Genomic DNA, 17,653 nt, shown 5'->3' on the forward strand with positions numbered 1-17,653 from the left:
CGGATGACCCGGTGGTCGGCCGGGACGATGACCGGATCGTCCGTGCGGCGGGGTGAAGGTGGAGTCAACGCACTTCCGAACCCGAGGAGCAGACCATGATCTCGACCCGTACCCGGATCGCCGCCGCCGTCGCCGGACTCGCCGCGGTCGGCGCCACGACCGTCGGCGCCGTGTCCGCCACCGCGGCCCCGGCCGCGCCCAAGGACGTCATCCAGACGTCGCACCTGTCGATCGCCGCCGCTTCGAAGGCCGCCCAGGCCGCTTTGGACGCCGCGGGCAAGGCCGGTCAGCACGTGTCGGTCGCCGTCGTGGACCGCGACGGCAACACCATCCTGACCCTGCGAGGCGACGGCGCGGGCCCGCAGTCCTACAGCTCCGCCCAGGAGAAGGCGTTCACGGCGGTGTCGTGGAACGCCAAGACGTCCGAGCTGGTCGGCCGCCTGCAGCAGACCCCGACGCTGAAGGACATCGACGGCACGCTGTTCCTCGCCGGCGCCGTCCCGGTGACCGCGGGATCCTCCCCGATCGCCGCGGTCGGAGTCGCCGGCGCGCCGTCCGGTGCGCAGGACGAGGCGTTCGCGCAGGCCGGTGTGGACGCGCTGGGCAAGTAGCGTGTCCTCTGTGCTGATCAGTGATGTCCGCCCGTGGGGCGGTTCGCGAAGTGACGTCGAGCTGAGCGGCGACCGGATCGCGGCGGTCCGGCCGCACTCGCCGGGAGCGCCGGCTTCGATCGAAGGCCGCGGGCGGCTGCTGTTCCCGGCGTTCAGCGACGTCCACGTGCACCTCGACTCGACGCGCATCGGGCTGCCGTTCCGGCCGCACACCGGCGGCCCCGGCGTGGTGGCGATGATGACGAACGACCGCGACCACTGGCGGTCCGCGGAGGTCCCGCTGACCGAGCGGGTCGCCGGGACCCTCGAGCGGATGATCGCCCACGGCACCACCCGGGTCCGCAGCTACGCGCAGGTCGACGTCGACTGCCGGCTGGAGAAGCTCGACGCGGTGCTGGCCGCGCGCGAGAAGTTCGCCGACCAGGCCGAGGTGCACGTCATGGCGTTCGCACAGGCGGGCATCCTCCGGGAACCGGGCACTTTGGACGTCCTGGACGCGGCGATGCGCTCCGGCGCGACGGTGATCGGCGGCATTGATCCGTGCACTTTGGACAAGGATCCCAAGGGCCACCTGGACGCCGTGTTCGGCCTGGCGGAGAAGCACCAGGCGGAGATCGACATCCACCTGCACGAGCCGGGGCACCTCGGCCTGTTCTCGACGGACCTGGTGATCGAGCGCGTCCGCGCGCTGGACATGCGCGGCAAGGTGACGATGTCCCACGCGTACGACCTCGGCTCGATCTCCGAGTCGGTCAGTCGTCGGGTGATCGACGACTTCGCTTCGCTGGACATCGCGATGACCACGGTGGCGCCTTCTGCCGCCGGTCAACTGTCCCTTTTGGACTTGGTTGCTTCGGGTGTCCGCGTCGGACTCGGTGAGGACGGCCAGCGGGACTACTGGAGCCCGTACGGCAACTGCGACCTGCTCGACCGGACGTGGCAGCTGGCGTTCACGCGCGGGTTCCGCCGCGACGCGGACATCGAGCTGGCACTGGCGGTCGCGACGATGGGCGGCGCGTCGATCATGAGCCACGACGTCCCGCGCCTGACCGGCGTTTCCGATCGCCCCGGCCTGGCCGCCGGTGATCGAGCGGACCTGGTGCTGGTGGACGGCGAAACGCCGACGAGCGCGGTGATGGACCGCGGTCGCGATCGGACGGTCGTCCACAACGGAGTCGTGGTGGCGGACGGCTTGTCCGTGCTCAAGCGCTAGCGAGCAGCGCGGCGATGCTGGGTTTGTGTTCGTCGCGCCGCCGCCACGTCAGGGTGACGTCGGTGGTCTCGCCGGCGAGCGGAACGGCGACGGCGCCGGGGTGGTCGACCAGGGCGGGCACGATCCCGCAGCCCATCCCGGCGGCGACGCACCGCGCGAGGGCGGCGAGGCTGCCGACCTCGGTGTCGATGACGGGTCCGTCCAGCCGGTCCAGCATTTCCCGGAAGCCGCACCCCTTCGGCGTCGCCAGGAACCCGATCCCGCGAAGATCTCCGGGTACTGCTTTTTCCTTGCTCGCCAACGGGTGTCCGGGCGGGACGATGACGACGAGCGGCACCTCGCCGATCTTCCGGCTGGCGAAGGCGGGCTCGCCCGGCGCGTCGCCGAAGGTGAAGCAGACGTCCATTTCGGACTCCCGGACCCCGTGGTACAGCTCGCCGCGGCCGCCTTCCTTCAGCGCCAGCCTGACGTCCGGCCACCGCGTCCGGTAGTCGCTGAGGATGCCGGGAACCCAGTGCGCGCACAGGGTTTCGAGCGCGCCGATGGTCAGGTCGCCGTCGGGTTCGCCGCGTTCGTCGTCGACGGCGGCCTTGGCTTCTTCGACGAGTTCGAGCACCTGGTCGGCGTACCCGGACAGGCGTTTCCCGGCGGCGGTGAGCGTCCGGTTCGTCCGGTCGAAGAGCTTGGCGCCGAGCTCGGCTTCGAGGGCCTGGATCTGTTCGCTGACGCTGGACTGCGCGTAGTGCAGCTCGGCGGCGGCGTGGGTGAGGTTGAGCGTCCGCGCGACGACGCGGAAGGTGCGCAGGTGACGCAGTTCCATGAGGACCCCCATCGGCGTTCCCGATACCGGCCATCGTAACTGCCTGCTTCCGTCGATGTCACGGAGAGTCCAGGCTTCCGCTTGTGGCAAGACTCCTCGCAGGCCTTTCGCTGGGCTACTTCCTGGTCATGCTGGACACGACGATCGTGACGGTGGCGCTCCCCGCGTTGTCGCCGTCCTTGGCGGACCAGCAATGGATTTCGAACGGCTACACGCTGACGTTCGCGGCATTCCTCCTGACGGCCGGCGCGTGGTCGGACCGCTTCGGCGCGCGCCGGGTGTTCTTCACGGGCCTGACTTCGTTCGCTTTCTTGTCGGGCCTGTCGGCTTTCGCTTTCTCGCCGGCGGCGTTGATCGCCCTCCGCGCGCTGCTCGGAGTCGCGGGCGCGTTGCTGGTGCCGTCATCGCTGTCCCTGATCGCTTCGGCTCACCCGTCCGCGGCCGCCCGGGCGAAGGCGATGGGCGTGTGGGCGGCGGTGAGCGGAACGGGTCTGGTGGCGGGCCCGCTCCTGGGCGGCCTCCTGACGCAGGCGTTCGGCTGGCGCGCGATCTTCGTCGTGAACGTCCCGGTGGCGTTGGTGGCACTGGCGCTGTCCCGCTCGGCCCCCGCGACGCCACCCAAGCCGCGACGAGTCGACCTGCTCGGCCAGATCTCGGCCATAGTCGCTTTGTCGACATTGACGTACGCGCTGGTCGAGGGCGACTTTTGGCTGCTGCCGGTGCCGGTGATCGCGGCAGCGGCGTTCGTGGCATCCCAACGCCGTCCGGGCGCGATGCTGCCGGTTTCCCTGCTCTCCAGGAACCTCCTGGCCGGCGCGATCGTGAACTTCGCCTTGTCGGGCGTGCTGTTCGTGCTGTCGCTGTACTTCCAGGAGACGCGCGGCTATTCACCGTCATCGACGGGCCTGGCATTCCTGCCATTGACGATCCCGACGGCGTTCAATCCGATCTTCACGGGCCGTCTGGTGGCCCGAATCGGCCCGCGCATCCCGGCGATATCGGGTTTCGTCCTGATGTCGACGGGCACGCTCCTGCAGGCATTCACGTCCTGGTCGGTAATAGCGCTGGTGCTGCTGGGTTTCGGCGTATCCCTGGCGATCCCCTCGTTGCTGACGGCGGTGGTGGGATCGGCGCCACCGGAACTGGCCGGAGTCGCGGGCGGAGCACTGAACGCGTCCCGCCAGACGGGCGCGGTCCTGGGCGTGGCGATCTTGGGTGCGTTCCCGACCGCCACGGCTGCCCTGATCGTCGCGGCGATCGTCCTGCTCGCCGGCGCCTTTCTGTTTCCTGTTTCCTATTCTCGTAGGCAACAGGAAACGCCTTGTTGACCCGTTCCATGTGACGAATCCTGGTTGCAGGGCCCGGAAATCCTCCGGAATCCCTGAAAAACAACCATTTCCTTGGAGGATTCGTCATGTCCATGCCCAAGAAGCTGGCCAGAATCGGCGGGCCCGTGCTCGCGCTCTGCATCGTGGCGGCGGTGCCGCTGATCGGGTCCACCTCGGCGTTCGCCGACGGGGACGACGGTGGCACCCCGCCGCCGCCCACCACCTCCGGCCCGCCGCCCGCGGGCACCAACGGCAACCCCTGGCACGGTTGACGTGCACCGGGCCGGCCGTGCCCCGGCCGGCCCGGAATGCGTCACTTCGTGGCGCAGGCGCATTCCAGCGCGGCGCGTTCGTCGCGCACTGCACCGGCTTCGGGTAAGTCGAGAGCGTCGAATTCGGTCTCGGCGGCGTCCCAGTGCGTGACCGCATTGTCGTGCTCACCCAAGGCGTGCAGCGTCTCGGCGACACCGCGATGGGCGCGGGCCTGGTAAGCGCGGTTTCCGCTGCCGTCGGCCAGGTCCAAAGCCGCTTTGCACGCCGTCAAAGCGTCACGCTCCGCACCTCGGGCGAGCGCGGTCGCACCGCGGTCGAGGTAGAGCTGGGTGCGCAGGTCGGCGTCCGGCACGTTCGCCGCGACCTCACGAGCCTTGTCGTGGTACCGCACGGCTTGGGCGAACTGGCCCTGTTGCCGGTGCACGTTGCCGATGTTGTTCAGCGCGTACGCCTCGACGCAGTGGTCCCCGACCTCGGCGGCGTGACCGTGCGCCTCCGTGTAGCTGGCCAGCGCCTCCGGCAGCAGACCCAAATTTTCCTGCACGGAACCGAGGTTGTTCAGCGCGTGCGCCACGCCCTGGACGTGGCCGATCTCGCGCAGCATCCGCGCGGCCGCCGAGTGCTGGCCCAGCGCGACGTCGAGGTTGCCGTGCTGCTCGTTGAGGTAGCCGAGCATGCTCAGCGCGTGGGCCTCGCCCCGCCGGTCCGCGGTGTGCTCGTACTTCGCCAGCGCGACCTCGAGGTGGGCGATCGCCTGCTCGTGCTTCCCCAGTTCCATCGTGGGAATCGCGAGCGCGCACAGCGTCGCCGCCTCGCCCCGCGTGTCGCCGAGGCGACGCCATTTCGGCAGCGCCCGCGCGGCCAGCTCGAGCGCCTCCGCGAGCTGCCCGCGCCGGTCGTGCGCGGTGGCCAGCCGCAGCAGCACGTGCGCCTGGCCGTAGTCGTTGCCCGGATCGGCCGAGACGGTCTCCCACGCGAGGTCGAGGGTGCCGATCCAGTCCTCGAACTGGTTGGTCGTGTTGAAGTAGCGCCACAGCAGCACGGCCAGCCGCCAGGTGTGCTCGGGCAGGTCGTGCCGGGCGGCGTAGTGGATCGCGGCCACGAGGTTGTCGCGCTCGGCGGCGATCCACCGCAGCCCGGCGCCGGCGTCGGCGAAGTCCGGGGTGACCGCGCAGGACCGGTCGGACGCGGGCAGCTGCGCCCGGTCGAACGGGTACGCGGCGCCGACCGCGGCCGCCAGCGTGACGAGGTAGAAGTCGAGCAGCCGCACCAGCGCCCGCCCGGGCGCCGACTCGACGGCGGCGAACTCCTTGAGCGGGTCCAGCATCTGGTACCGCTCCGGCGCGGCCTCTTCCAGCAGGCTGACCTCGTGCAGGTCGTCGAGGAGCAGCCGGGCTTCGGTGACGTCGCACCCGGCCAGCGCGGCGCCGCCGATGACGTCGACGTCCGGCCCGGGCAGGCTGCCGAGCAGCCGGAACATGGCGCGCTGCGGCTCGCCGAGCTGCTGGTAGGACACCCGGACGGCGGCGGTGCCGTCGGCGTCGTCCGCGCCCCACGGCCCGTTCTCTTCGAGCAGGTGGAGCAGGTGCTCCAGCGGCCACCGCTCGTGCCGCCGGAACAGCGCGGCCGCCACCCGGATCGGCATCGGCAGGAACCCGCAGCGCTTGACGATCAGCGCGACCTCGGCCGCCCGGCCGCGCACCCGCGGCGGGTCGGTCAGGGCGTGGAACAGCTCGGCCGCTTCTTCCGGCGGCAGCGGCGAAAGCCGGATGTTCTCCCCGGTGTCCGCGTCGCCCATCCGCCGGCTGGTGACGACGGCGAGGCAGCCGTCGGCCTCGGGCAGCAGCGGCCGGATCTGCTCCGGCGACGCGGCGTTGTCCAGCACGACCAGCGTGCGGGTGCCCCAGAGCGTGGTCTGGTAGAGCGTGACCTTCCGGCCGACGGTGGCCGGGATCTGCTCGGCGGGCACGCCGAGCTCGACCAATAGCTCGGTGAGCGCGTCGCCGACGCTGGTCTCGGGGACGCCGGGGGTGAACCCGTTCAGCCGGGCGAGGAGCTGGCCGTCGGGGAAGCGGTCACGCAGGCGGTGCGCGGCTTCGACGGCGAGGCCGGTCTTGCCGACACCGGGCGCGCCGCTGACCCAGACGGCGGGGCGCCCGGCCGCGGCGGCCGTCTCGATGGTCGCGATCTCGGCGGCGCGGCCGGTGAACCCACCGGGCCGCGACGGCAGTGAGCTGGGCGGTTCGCCGTGCTCGGCCCGCGCGGCGAGGTTGCGCAGCACAGGACCCGGCTCCATGCGCAGTTCGTCGAGGGCGGCGCGAGTGCTGTTGAAGACGCGAAGCGCGCCGACCCGGTCGCCGCCGGCGAGCAGGGCACGCATGAGGAGCTGGGCGTGTTTCTGGCCGGCGGGATCGGACCGGACGAGCGGCCGCAGCCGGTCGCGCGCCGAGCGGTGGTCGCCGGTGTCGAGCTCCAGCTCGGCGAGGTCGCCGACGGCGTCGGCGTGGGTCTCCTCCGGGAACACGACCTCGGGACCGCCGACGCGGTCGATGTCGATGTCCTCGAGGAACCGCCCGCGCCACAGGCCGACGGCCTCCCGCAGCAGCTCGATCTTCTGCCGCGGGTCGTCGGTCCGGCCGGCCTCGGCCCGCAACCGGTCGAACGTGACGGTGTCGAGCTGGTCGTCGCCGATCCGCAGCAGGTAGCCGGTCGGGGTGGTTTCGATGCTCACCCCGCCGGCTTGGACGACGTCGCGCAGCCGCTTGATGTAGCCGCGGATCAAGGTGGGCTTGGCTTCGCGGTCGGCCCAGACGATCTCGGCGAGGCGTGCGCTCGACACCGGCTTGTTGGCGTTGAGGAGCAACACGACGAGAACGAACCGTTGCTGCTGGTCACCCAGCTGTACCGGTGCGCCGTCGTGCCACGCCTCCAGCGGGCCGAGCATCCGAAACTCCACACAGCCTCCCCGGCCGTCAGCTTGCGTTCCCCGGTTGGTGTCGCGCAATCGGCCGTTGGAGTTTCGGTAATCCGCATTTCTTGCACGTTCGATACACGCCGGGTTGCCAGACTCCGCCGGTCGTATCAGGGGTGAAGGAGAAACGGGTATGGGGTCCGACGTGTTGCCGTGTTACGTGGCGTGCGACATCTCGCTTTCGATGGCCGACCACATCGACGAGCTCAACCGGGGACTGCGCGAGTTCCGCGGGGCGGTCCACGCGGACGCGTCGGTCGCCGACCGGGTGCTCTGCAGCGTCATCGGCTTCGGGGAGGAGCCGAAGGTCATGCACGGGCTGTACCTGCCGGGCGAGGTCGCGGAGCTGCCGTCACCGGGACCGTGCGCGGGCACGAACTTCGGGCCGGTGTTCACGTGCCTGCGCTCGGTCATCGACATGGACATCCGGCTTTTGGAGACGCACCGGGTCCGCGTCCACCGGCCGTTGGTGTTCTTCCTGTCCGACGGCCAGCCGACGGACCCGGTGACCTGGCCATCGGCGTTTTCGTCGCTGTGCGACCCGGCCTGGCCCCGCCGCCCCCGGGTGGTGGCGTTCGGAGTGGGCGACGCGGACGAAGAGGCACTGGGCCGCATCGGAACGTTCCGCACGTACTTGAGCCGCGACGGCGTCCGCCTGGGGACGGCGCTGATCGCCTCGGTGATGCACGTTCTGTCCACTTCCGGTCCACCGCCCGGTCGCACGCTGTCCTAGAGGGGGTGCTGGCCATGGAAACGCACTGAAGGAGAACGACCGTGGAGCGTTCCGAGCTGGTCCAGGAGCTGAAGACGTTGCGCAAGGGCCGGGGCTTGGCGGGCCGGGTGGACGACCGGGTCGGGCCGCGTCTCCGTTCGGCGTGCTCGGTCTCGGCGGAGGACGGGATGGTGGCGATCCGGGAGAAGGTGTCGGACCGCCTGTCCGGGCTGGCGGCCGACCTCCCGGAGGACCTCAGGGTGGCGGCGCTGGCGGCCTTCGCGATCTGCGCGGAGGCCCGCCAGCCGCTGTACCAGGACCGGGTCCGTTGGGCAGCGAACCGTCTGGACCGTGACCCTCGAACGGTCCGGCGCCGCGTCGACGAGGCGATCGACCTGCTGGCGGAGCTGGCTTCGGCGTCGTCCTCGCCACCGGTTCCGTCGTCCGACGGCTGGCACACGGCATCGTTGTCGATCGCCGTGGTGCTGGACGAGCCACTGGTGCTCGAGCAACGCCGCATCATCGCCGACCACGACGGGCTCAGGTCCCTCGACCTGGCGGTGTCGCTCCCCGACGGACGCCCGTCGGCCACTGTCCTCTACGGAGGAACGTTGGTGGATCGAGGGATGGAGACGTCGTCCCGGTGGGGATACGGAGTGGAGCTGCCCCGCCCGCTGTCCCGGGGCGAGTCGTGCGAGGTGGCGATGGTGTTCCGCCCGCGGTCCCTGAGCCCGCACATGGTGTGCGTCCCCCGCAAGCCGTGCGAGTCGTTCGACTTGCGCGTCCGCTTCGGTGACGCTCCGCCTCCTTCGGAAGTCTGGGCGCTGGAGGGAGCGTTCCAGAGGGACGTATCGGACCCGGGCTACCACGGCCGGCGTATTGAGGTGGATGAGTCGGGGGAGGTCCACCTGCAGTTCCGAGGCCTCATGCCCGGCCTGGCGTACGGAGCGCGGTGGGCGGAGCAGTGCGATACTGCTCGCACTTGATCGACTACGCGGAGGAGTCGCCCGGTGGGGTTCTCGGTGGACACCGTTCAAGTCGGGCTGTACGGCGAACTCCTCAGAAACCACCACGACGACGCCAAGGGCGCGGAGGGTTTCGCTCAGGCCAACCTTCAGGTCGGCTCGCAGCCCGGGCTGATCGCCGAACTGGTCGGCAGCCACGAACAGGCCAAGGCCGAGATCGTCAAGGCACTGACCGGCCTCACAGCGGTATGTGAGGCGAGCAGCACCGAGCTGGACCGCACGTGGCGAATGTACGACCACGTCGACGCTGCTTCAGCCGACCGCCTGGATCGGACGTATCCCGACCCCGGGAGTCCACCGCGGATGCCGTCGATGCCCGGTCTGCCCGCGGACACCAGCGTGCAGACCGTCCGGCAGACCGCCTTTCCCGCGAAACCTGAAACCGCCGCAGGCCGCTGACTTCACCAACAACAGAAGGACGACGAGTTCACGAAATCACCGTCCCTCATCCAAGACATCTTCGACAGCATCTTCTGGGGCGCGATCGAGCTAGCGGCCGGCGGTGTTCTCGCCGAAACGGTGGTCGGCCCGGCAGTTCTCTGGAGCCTTGCCGCACTGGAGTGCAAAAACGTGTCCTCGACATCATCGGTTCGGGCGGCAACTTCGAAGCACACCCCCTCCCGGCCGGCTACGACCACCCCGGAGTTTGAGCGTGTCCCAGGAATTCTCCCCGGACCCGGTGAAGAACCGCGCCCGTCACGCACTCCTGACGAAGCTGGCGGCCAGCAAAACCAACCCGGCGGCGACCGAGCTGGCCCGCGAACTCCTGGCCGGCAACGTGACCCCGCGCGGAGTCTTGAGCTCGTCGTCGTACGCCGACATGCTCGCCGGGCGCATCCGGCTTCACCGAGTGGTACGGCAACCTGTCCGAGCCCGAGAAGGACGCGCAAGCCGAAGCAGGGCGGAACGCGTTGTCCCAGCTGGCATCCGACGACAAGTCCACTCCGCCCAGCCGAAGGCGGCAAGACTTCGTCGACGACGAGGATTTCTCCGAGGTGGACTGGCTCGATGGCTGACCCGCGAAACGAATCACCGTTGTTCGACACCGACGCCATCCTCCGCAAGGCGTATTTCGGCGCTTGGCTCCTGAGCCTCGTCTTCGCTGGTTTCGCCATTTGGGGCATCATCCGCTATCCCCATTGGTCATGGACGCTGCCCATCGTCGCGGCGGTGGTGGCACTGGCCGCGAACCATCGCCTGCGCAACGCGAATCGCCGCGGCGAAACCGTGCTACTCGCAGTGGTGACGCTGGTGTTCATCGTGGGTTCAGGAGTAATGCTCGGCGTCGCCCTACGCCTGGCCCGCGCTTGACGCGACCCGAAGGTGCCCCCGGCAGGATTCGAACCTGCGACACCCGCTTTAGGAGAGCGGTGCTCTATCCCCTGAGCTACGAGGGCCTTCTACTACCCCGGCCAGTTTAGCCTGCCGAACGGCCGTCCAGCACCTGGGGCGGTACGACCTCCGTCGTCACCCAGGTGAGTGGTTCTTGGTGTCGAAGCGAACGACAGATACACCCTGCCGGACGGCCCACCGCACCTGACCTGGACGGACCAGTGCCTCACCTGGTCGTGTCTGGTTTCGAACTGCTGAACAACAGTAGGTAACCTTCGTTAACGGGACGCGGGGAGCCGCCTCCTACTGGCTGTTGCGGAGGGCTTCGTTGATCAAGCTCATGTTCGCCGACGACGAGGAACTGGTGCGCTCGGGGTTGCGCGCGATGATGTCCGGGGCTCAGGACATCGAGATCGTGGGCGAGGCCTCCGATGGCAGATCCGCAGTGGAGGTTGCCCGGCGGTACCACCCCGATGTCGCCCTGCTCGACATCAAGATGCGGGCCCCCGATGACGGCATCCGGGCGCTGCGGGCCATCCTCGCGCTGCCCGATCCGCCCACCGTGGCCATGCTGACCACCTTCGACATCGACGAGTACGTCAGCCTCGCGCTGCGGCTCGGGGCCAACGGCTTCCTCCTCAAGGACATCGATCCCGCCGCTCTCCTGCGGGCGGTCAGGGACCTGAGCAGGGGCGGAGCCGTCCTGGACCCGGGGGTTGCCGCGCGGATGGTCCAGTCCCACCGGGACGAACAACGCGCTGCTCAGCCCGCCCGGAAGCTGCTCGCTTCCCTTTCCGAACGCGAGCGCGAGGTCGTCGCGCTCATCGGGCAGGGGTTGAGCAACGCCGAGATCGGCGGGCGCCTCCACCTGTCCGAAGCCACCGTCAAGGGGTACGTCTCCGCCGTGCTCTCCAAGATCGGGGCGGCCAACCGCGTGCAGGCCGCGCTGCTGGCCTACCGCGGTGGACTCCTCGACCAATAGATGCTGCTCACGGCGCTGGAGTTCCTCGGGCTCGTCGCCTTCGCGGCGTCCGGGGCGCTCGCCGCCGTGCGGGCTCGGCTGGACGTCTTCGGCGTGGTCGTCGTCGGGCTCACCACCGCGCTCGGTGGTGGCGTCATCCGGGACGTCCTGCTCGGCATCCACCCGCCCACGACGCTGCGGAACTGGCCCTACCTCGCCGTCTGCGCGGCGACCGCCCTCATCGTCTTCGCCTTCCACCCTCAGGTCGCGCGGCTGCGGCGGGGCGTGCTGCTCGCCGACGCGCTCGGGCTCGGTGTCTTCGCCACCGCCGGGACGACCATCGCGCTGAACGCCGGCGCCACCGTCTACGCCGCGTGCCTGATCGGCATGACGACCGGGATCGGCGGTGGCGCCGTCCGGGATCTCCTGCTCCGGGAAATCCCCCTGGTCCTGCGGAAAGAGATCTACGCCGTCGCCGCGCTGGCCGGTTCGGTGCTCGTCGTCGTCGGTCACGTTGTGCGACTGCCGGAAGGGCCGGTCACGGTCGTCGCGGCCGCCGGCGTCGTCGCGATCCGGATGATCGCGCTCTGGCGGCACTGGAACGCTCCGGTCGCGCGGGCACCGGAGTGAGGATTCTCTTTGTTAGTTCTGTGTGTGTTCTTAGGCGAGTCTCAGCACGCTGAGTAAAACTATCGCCATGCGCATCCTTGTGGTGGACGACGACCGCGCCGTCCGTGAGTCGCTCCGGCGGTCCCTGGAGTTCAACGGCTACCAGGTCCAGCTGGCCAGCGACGGTGCGCAAGCCCTGGAAGCGATCATCGCCGACCGTCCGGACGCGATGGTCCTCGACGTCATGATGCCCCGCCTCGACGGCCTCGAGGTGGCCCGCCGCCTCCGCAGCACCGGCGATGACCTGCCGATTCTCGTGCTCACCGCGCGCGACACCGTCTCCGACCGCGTGTCCGGGCTCGACGCCGGCGCCGACGACTACCTGCCGAAGCCGTTCGCGCTGGAAGAGCTGCTCGCCCGGCTGCGGGCGCTCTTGCGCCGCGCCACCCCGGACGCCCAGAACGGCCAGGCGTCGGAGATGCTGTCCTTCGCGGACCTGACGCTCGACCCGGGCACGCGCGAGGTCCGCCGCGACGGCCGCGAGATCAGCCTGACCCGGACCGAGTTCGCACTGCTGGAGCTGTTCCTTTCCTACCCGAAGCACGTCCTCACGCGGGGCCGGATACTGGAGGAAGTATGGGGTTACGACTTCCCGACGTCGGGCAACGCGCTGGAGGTCTACGTCGGCTACTTGCGCCGCAAGACGGAGGCCGAGGGGGAGCCGAGACTGATCCACACGGTGCGCGGAGTGGGGTACGTCCTGAGGGAAACCCCGCCGTGACCGAACCCGGCGATCCCCGCGGCACGCGCTGGGGGACGCGCCGGTTCTCGCTGCGCGGCCGGGTGACGCTGCTCGCCGCCGCCTGTGTCGCCGGCGCCGTCGCGCTGGTGTCGATCGGCGCGTACATGGTCGTGCGCAACAACCTCTACCAGCAGCTGGACGACGGCCTGATGGCGCGCGCCCAGGCGGCCGTGGCGTCGCCGCAGGTGCAGACCGAGCTGCGGCAGGTGCCCGGCGCGTTCCTGGCCAGCGCCGACCTGCAGATCGGGCAGCTCACCGCCGCGCCCGACGTCCAGCACGCCGTGATGACCTACCCGCTCTCGAGCTCGGCGCCGCCGTTCGGCCAGGACGAGCTGAACGTGGCGAACGGCGATTCGGTGGAGTCGATGCGGACGGACTTCCGCACCGACAGCCGCGTCGTCGCGTTGCCGACCGGGCACGGCGAGGCCATCGTGCTCGCGCAGTCGATGGGCCCGACGAAGCGCACGCTGAACGAGCTCGCGCTGGTGCTGTTCCTGATCGGTGGCGCCGGCATCCTGGTCGCCGCCGCGGCCGGGACGGCGGTCGCGCGCACCGGCCTGCGCCCGGTCGACCGGCTGACGTCGGCGGCCGAGCGCGTCGCCAAGACCGGCGACCTGCGGCCGATCCCGGTCAGCGGCGACGACGAGCTGGCACGCCTCACCACGACCTTCAACACCATGCTCGGCACGGTCGCGGACTCGCAGGAACGCCAGCGCCAGCTGGTCGCGGACGCGGGGCACGAGCTGCGGACGCCGTTGACGTCGCTGCGCACCAACCTCGAGCTGCTGCTCGCCGCGAGCAAGCCGGGCGCGCCGCCGCTGCCGGACGCGGACCGCGTCGACATCGTCGCGGACATCAGCGGCCAGCTCGACGAGCTGACGCAGCTCATCGGCGACCTCGTCGAGCTCGCGCGCCAGGACGAGCCGCGCGAACGCTTCGAGCGCGTCGAGCTGCTGGACGTCGTCGAGCGAGCGCTCGACCGGGCACGCCGGCGCGCGGGCGAGATCAACTTCGACGTCTCGCTGCAGCCGTGGGTGCTCACCGGGGACAACAGCTCGATCGAGCGGGCGATCCTGAACCTGCTGGACAACGCGGTGAAGTTCTCGCCGCCGGACGCGACGGTCTGGGTGCGGCTGTACCCGCTCGGCGACGGCACCGCCGTGGTCGAGGTGGCCGACGCCGGCCCGGGCATCGCCGAAGAGGACCTGCCCAAGGTGTTCGACCGCTTCTACCGCTCGTCGGAGGCGCGGACGCTGCCCGGTTCGGGCCTCGGCCTGGCGATCGTGAAGCACGCGGCCGAGCGGCACGGCGGCGCGGTGTACGCGGCGCGGGCGCCCGAGGGCGGCGCGCTGATGACGATCCGGCTGCCGGGGGCGCCCGGCTGATCCGTCGCGGTGTTGTTCGCCCACGCCGCCACGTCTGCTTCGTGACCTGGTCTTTCGAAGTTCACCCACGTCGCCCCTGCGGATCCTGTGTTGAATCGTGTAGGATTTTGTGTGGTTGGGGTGTGACGGGGACGGAGTTGAGCGGTGCTGGCGCGTCAGCGACAGGCGGTGATCCTGGAAGAGGCACGCCGGACCGGTGCGGTCCGGGTCAGTGATCTCGTGACCAGGCTGGGTGTCTCCGACATGACGGTGCGCCGCGACCTCGACGTCCTCGCCGGGCGCGGGCTCGTCGAGAAGGTCTACGGCGGCGCCACTTCGATCGTCGGCAAGAGCACCGACGAACCCGGCTTCGAGGCCAAGTCCGTGCGCCAGCGTGCGCAGAAGGAAGCCATCGCCGAGCTCGCCGCGACCCTCGTGCGGCCCGGCACCGCGATCGGCATCTCCGCCGGCACCACCACGTGGACGCTCGCCCGCGCGCTCGACGCCATCCCCGGCCTCACCATCGTGACCAACTCGATCCAGGTCGCCGACGTGCTCCGCGGGTCGACGCAGCCGGACCGCACCGTCGTGCTCACCGGCGGGGTGCGGACGCCGTCGGACGCGCTGGTCGGGCCGGTCGCCGTGCACAGCCTGCGGTCGCTGCACCTCGACGTCGTCTTCCTCGGCGTGCACGGGATGGCCGACGGGCCGGGCTTCACCACGCCGAACCTCACCGAGAGCGAGACCGACCGCGCGCTGGTCGAGGCCGGGCGCAAGCTCGTCGTGCTCGCCGACCACACCAAGTGGGGCACCGTCGGGATCTCCACGATCGCCGACCTGGACGAGGCCGACGTCGTCGTCACCGATGACGGGATTCCCGACGACGCCAAGGAAATACTCGCCGAAAGGGCAGCGGAACTCATGATCGCCGAAACGGCGGAGACGGTCGAGGCCGAAGAAGCGTGAAGCGGACCGTACGACACCTGGCCGACGGCCGGGAGATCATCTACTTCGACCAGCCCGGCGCGCCCGACCGCGTCGCCGAGGACACCCGCGACCTGCCGCCGGTTTCGGCCGCGTCGGAGATCCGGCTCGACCCGCTGACGAACGAGTGGGTCGCGATGGCCGCGCACCGGCAGACGCGGACGTACAAGCCGCCGGCGGACCTGTGCCCGCTGTGCCCGAGCAAGCCGGGCAAACCGAGCGAGATCCCCGAAAGCGACTACGACGTCGTCGTCTTCGAGAACCGCTTTCCGTCCTTCGCCGAGGATGTCATCGGCGAGCCGTCCACTGTGGATGGTTCCGGGCTCGTGCCGGTGCGCCCGGGCCGCGGACGCTGCGAGGTCGTCTGCTTCACCAGCGATCACGACGGCGCTTTCTCGCGGCTGACCGCGAAGCAGGTACGGGCCGTTGTGGACGCGTGGTCCGATCGCACCGCCGCGCTGTCCGAAGTGCCCGGCGTGGAGCAGGTTTTCCCGTTCGAGAACCGCGGCGAGGAAATCGGCGTCACGCTGTCGCACCCGCACGGGCAGATCTACGGCTACCCGTTCGTCACGCCGAAGACCGAGCGGATGCTCGACGTCGCCCGCGCGTACCAGGCGGAACACGGCCGCGCGGTGCTCGGCGACGTGCTGGCCGCGGAGCGGAAGTCCGGTGCGCGCGTCGTGGCGTCCGGCGAGCACTGGACGGCGTACGTGCCGCCGGCGGCACGCTGGCCCATCGAGGTGCACGTCGTGCCACACCGGCAGGTTCCGGACATCCCGGCGCTGACCGACGCCGAGCGTGACGACTTCGCCGACGTCTACCTGGACGTCCTGCGCCGGTGCGACGCCCTGTACGACCGCCCGCTGCCGTACATCGCGGCGTGGCACCAGGCGCCGGTGCGCCGCGACCGCGAGCTCGGCTGGCTCCACCTGGAACTGTTCTCCGTATTGCGCGCCAAGGACAAACTGAAGTACCTGGCGGGGTCGGAATCGGGCATGGCGGTGTGGGTCAACGACGCGACGCCGGAGCAGATCGCGGAAAAGCTCCGCGCGGCGGGCTGATCCGGCCATACTCATCTCCGATGCACAGGTTCGGCTCAGGAACCTCTCAGGACCATCGCGCAAGGTGAGGACATGACCGAGAACGACCCCAGCGCGCACGACCCCGCGGCGCCGCGGCACCCCGAGACCGGCCAGCAGGCCGCTCAGGGCGGTTGGGCGGGGAGCCCGTACGGTGACCAGGCCGCCACCCCCGAGTCCGGCGGCACGCCGCAGTACTCGGCGCCGGAGCCGTCCTACCACGCGGTGACCGGGGCCGATCCGTCCTATGCGACGCCGAATCCGTGGTCCGCCCAGGGGACCCCGTCGGGCCAGACCCAGCAGCAGAGCGTCTACCCGCCGCCGAACCCCTACGCGCAATCAGGCGTCTACGGCACGCCGCCGGCGCCCCCCGCGCAGCCGAAGCGCTCCGGCGGCAAGCTGCTCGCCGGCGTCGCGCTGGTGGCGCTGCTCGTCGGCGGCATCGCGGGCGGGGCGGTCGGGTACCTCACCAGCGGTTCGTCCAGCGGTCCGGCCGGCAACGCGCTCGACGCGCCGAAGCCGGCCCAGCAGACGGGCAACGCGCCCGCCGGGTCGGTCGAAGCGGTCGCGCAGAAGCTGTCGCCGAGCGTCGTCGAGCTGCAGGTGAGCGGGCAGCAGGGGGCCGGCGAGGGCTCCGGGTTCGTCATCAGCACCGACGGCTACATCCTGACCAACAACCACGTCGTCGAGGTCGCCGCGAACGGCGGCCAGATCCAGGCCGTGTTCCAGGACGGCAAGAAGGCCGCCGCCAAGGTCGTCGGCCGCGACCCGACCACCGACATCGCGGTGGTCAAGGTCGACGGCGTCAACAACCTCACCCCGGTCGAGATCGGCCGGTCCGACGACCTGAAGGTCGGCCAGTCGGTCGTCGCCATCGGTTCGCCGTTCGAGCTGGCCGGCACGGTCACCTCGGGCATCGTCAGCTCGCTGCACCGGCCGGTGCGCGCGGGCGGCGGGCAGGGCGGCCAGGAGACGGTGATGGACGCCGTCCAGACCGACGCGGCGATCAACCCGGGCAACTCGGGCGGTCCGCTGTCGAACATGGCCGGCCAGGTCATCGGCATCAACTCGGCGATCTACAGCCCGCAGTCGGCGTCCGGTGGCCAGGGCCAGGGCAGCTCCGAAAGCGGCAACGTCGGTATCGGGTTCGCGATCCCGATCGACCAGGCCCGCCGCACCGCGGACACGATCATCAAGACCGGCCAGGCCGTGCAGACCTACATCGGCGCGCAGGTCACGGACAACCCGCAGGGCGGCGCCAAGCTCGGTGCCATCACCGCGGGCAGCCCGGCGGAGAAGGCCGGCCTCAAGTCCGGCGACATCGTGACGAAGATCGACGACCGGAACATCGACACGTCCGACACGCTCGTCGCCGCGATCCGCACCCGCGCCCCGGACGAGAAGGCGACGTTCACCCTCTCCGACGGCCGCACGGTCGAGGTGACCCTCGGCGGACAGCCCGTCCCGGCCAACTGATCCCTCCCAGACGCTCGGCCGCCTTGGCGCGGCCGAGACCAGCAACGGCTCGACCCCCGTTTCTCGGGGCCGGACCCACAAAGGCCACGCGCG

General features: G+C 70.4%; 17 protein-coding genes and 1 tRNA gene. 15 read left to right on the forward strand and 3 right to left on the reverse strand.

Annotated features, from left to right (window positions below; genetic code table 11):
- Nucleotides 1-95: 95 nt before the first annotated feature.
- Nucleotides 96-611, forward strand: a complete 516-nt coding sequence (locus tag ACZ7OU_RS11825) for a GlcG/HbpS family heme-binding protein (protein ID WP_470255049.1) — start codon at nucleotides 96-98, stop codon at nucleotides 609-611.
- A gap of 10 nt (nucleotides 612-621) precedes the next feature.
- Nucleotides 622-1,824, forward strand: coding sequence for an amidohydrolase family protein (locus tag ACZ7OU_RS11830; RefSeq protein ID WP_470255050.1), 1,203 nt, complete (start codon nucleotides 622-624; stop codon nucleotides 1,822-1,824).
- On the opposite strand, the gene ACZ7OU_RS11835 is transcribed toward ACZ7OU_RS11830, so the two are convergent.
- Nucleotides 1,814-2,644 (reverse strand): LysR family transcriptional regulator, encoded by an 831-nt coding sequence (locus tag ACZ7OU_RS11835; protein WP_470255051.1) that lies wholly within the window; start codon nucleotides 2,642-2,644, stop codon nucleotides 1,814-1,816. The genes ACZ7OU_RS11830 and ACZ7OU_RS11835 overlap by 11 nt on opposite strands.
- 83 nt (nucleotides 2,645-2,727) lie before the next feature.
- Here ACZ7OU_RS11835 and ACZ7OU_RS11840 point away from each other — a divergent pair, with 83 nt between their 5' ends.
- Together ACZ7OU_RS11840 and ACZ7OU_RS11845 are read left to right on the forward strand one after the other, a co-directional pair.
- Nucleotides 2,728-3,972 carry an MFS transporter gene (locus tag ACZ7OU_RS11840; protein ID WP_470255052.1) on the forward strand — a complete coding sequence of 415 codons (1,245 nt, stop codon included), beginning with the start codon at nucleotides 2,728-2,730 and terminating at the stop codon, nucleotides 3,970-3,972.
- 86 nt (nucleotides 3,973-4,058) lie between these two features.
- Complete coding sequence (locus ACZ7OU_RS11845) at nucleotides 4,059-4,244, forward strand: hypothetical protein (protein WP_470241967.1); 186 nt, start codon at nucleotides 4,059-4,061, stop codon at nucleotides 4,242-4,244.
- A 41-nt stretch (nucleotides 4,245-4,285) separates the two neighbouring features.
- Here the strand turns inward: ACZ7OU_RS11845 and ACZ7OU_RS11850 are convergent, their stop codons facing one another.
- On the reverse strand, nucleotides 4,286-7,189 hold the full coding sequence (locus ACZ7OU_RS11850) for an AfsR/SARP family transcriptional regulator (protein ID WP_470255053.1): 2,904 nt from the start codon (nucleotides 7,187-7,189) through the stop codon (nucleotides 4,286-4,288).
- 160 nt (nucleotides 7,190-7,349) lie between these two features.
- On the opposite strand from ACZ7OU_RS11850, the gene ACZ7OU_RS11855 reads away from it, so the two are divergent.
- From ACZ7OU_RS11855 to ACZ7OU_RS11870, 4 genes are all read left to right on the forward strand, one after another.
- Nucleotides 7,350-7,949, forward strand: a complete 600-nt coding sequence (locus ACZ7OU_RS11855; protein ID WP_470241965.1) for a vWA domain-containing protein — start codon at nucleotides 7,350-7,352, stop codon at nucleotides 7,947-7,949.
- Nucleotides 7,950-7,990: 41 nt separating this feature from the next.
- Complete coding sequence (locus ACZ7OU_RS11860) at nucleotides 7,991-8,914, forward strand: hypothetical protein (protein ID WP_470255054.1); 924 nt, start codon at nucleotides 7,991-7,993, stop codon at nucleotides 8,912-8,914.
- Between the two features lie 24 nt (nucleotides 8,915-8,938).
- Complete coding sequence (locus tag ACZ7OU_RS11865) at nucleotides 8,939-9,352, forward strand: hypothetical protein (RefSeq protein WP_470255055.1); 414 nt, start codon at nucleotides 8,939-8,941, stop codon at nucleotides 9,350-9,352.
- A 609-nt stretch (nucleotides 9,353-9,961) separates the two neighbouring features.
- Nucleotides 9,962-10,264 carry a hypothetical protein gene (locus ACZ7OU_RS11870; RefSeq protein WP_470255056.1) on the forward strand — a complete coding sequence of 101 codons (303 nt, stop codon included), beginning with the start codon at nucleotides 9,962-9,964 and terminating at the stop codon, nucleotides 10,262-10,264.
- Nucleotides 10,265-10,277: 13 nt separating this feature from the next.
- Here the strand turns inward: ACZ7OU_RS11870 and ACZ7OU_RS11875 are convergent.
- A tRNA-Arg gene (locus tag ACZ7OU_RS11875) sits at nucleotides 10,278-10,350 on the reverse strand.
- Nucleotides 10,351-10,613: 263 nt separating this feature from the next.
- On the opposite strand from ACZ7OU_RS11875, the gene ACZ7OU_RS11880 reads away from it, so the two are divergent.
- From ACZ7OU_RS11880 to ACZ7OU_RS11910, 7 genes are all read left to right on the forward strand, one after another.
- Entirely contained in the window at nucleotides 10,614-11,267 is a 654-nt protein-coding gene (locus tag ACZ7OU_RS11880) for a response regulator (RefSeq protein WP_013230063.1), read from the forward strand.
- The gene (locus ACZ7OU_RS11885) at nucleotides 11,268-11,876 is read left to right on the forward strand and encodes a trimeric intracellular cation channel family protein (RefSeq protein WP_470241957.1); all 609 of its coding nucleotides are present in this window, start codon (nucleotides 11,268-11,270) and stop codon (nucleotides 11,874-11,876) included.
- 67 nt (nucleotides 11,877-11,943) lie between these two features.
- A complete protein-coding gene (locus ACZ7OU_RS11890) occupies nucleotides 11,944-12,636 on the forward strand; it encodes a response regulator transcription factor (RefSeq protein ID WP_155540830.1) in 693 nt (230 codons plus the stop codon).
- Nucleotides 12,633-14,042 carry a sensor histidine kinase gene (locus ACZ7OU_RS11895; RefSeq protein WP_470255057.1) on the forward strand — a complete coding sequence of 470 codons (1,410 nt, stop codon included), beginning with the start codon at nucleotides 12,633-12,635 and terminating at the stop codon, nucleotides 14,040-14,042. Before ACZ7OU_RS11890 ends, ACZ7OU_RS11895 begins: the two co-directional genes overlap by 4 nt.
- 144 nt (nucleotides 14,043-14,186) lie before the next feature.
- Nucleotides 14,187-14,987, forward strand: a complete 801-nt coding sequence (locus ACZ7OU_RS11900) for a DeoR/GlpR family DNA-binding transcription regulator (RefSeq protein ID WP_364622263.1) — start codon at nucleotides 14,187-14,189, stop codon at nucleotides 14,985-14,987.
- Nucleotides 14,984-16,066 carry a galactose-1-phosphate uridylyltransferase gene (galT, locus tag ACZ7OU_RS11905; protein ID WP_470241955.1) on the forward strand — a complete coding sequence of 361 codons (1,083 nt, stop codon included), beginning with the start codon at nucleotides 14,984-14,986 and terminating at the stop codon, nucleotides 16,064-16,066. The genes ACZ7OU_RS11900 and galT overlap by 4 nt, the downstream gene beginning before the upstream one ends.
- 72 nt (nucleotides 16,067-16,138) lie before the next feature.
- A complete protein-coding gene (locus ACZ7OU_RS11910; RefSeq protein ID WP_470255058.1) occupies nucleotides 16,139-17,560 on the forward strand; it encodes a S1C family serine protease in 1,422 nt (473 codons plus the stop codon).
- The last annotated feature ends 93 nt before the right edge of the window (nucleotides 17,561-17,653 follow it).

This window comes from Amycolatopsis sp. NPDC114505, from assembly GCF_055633615.1.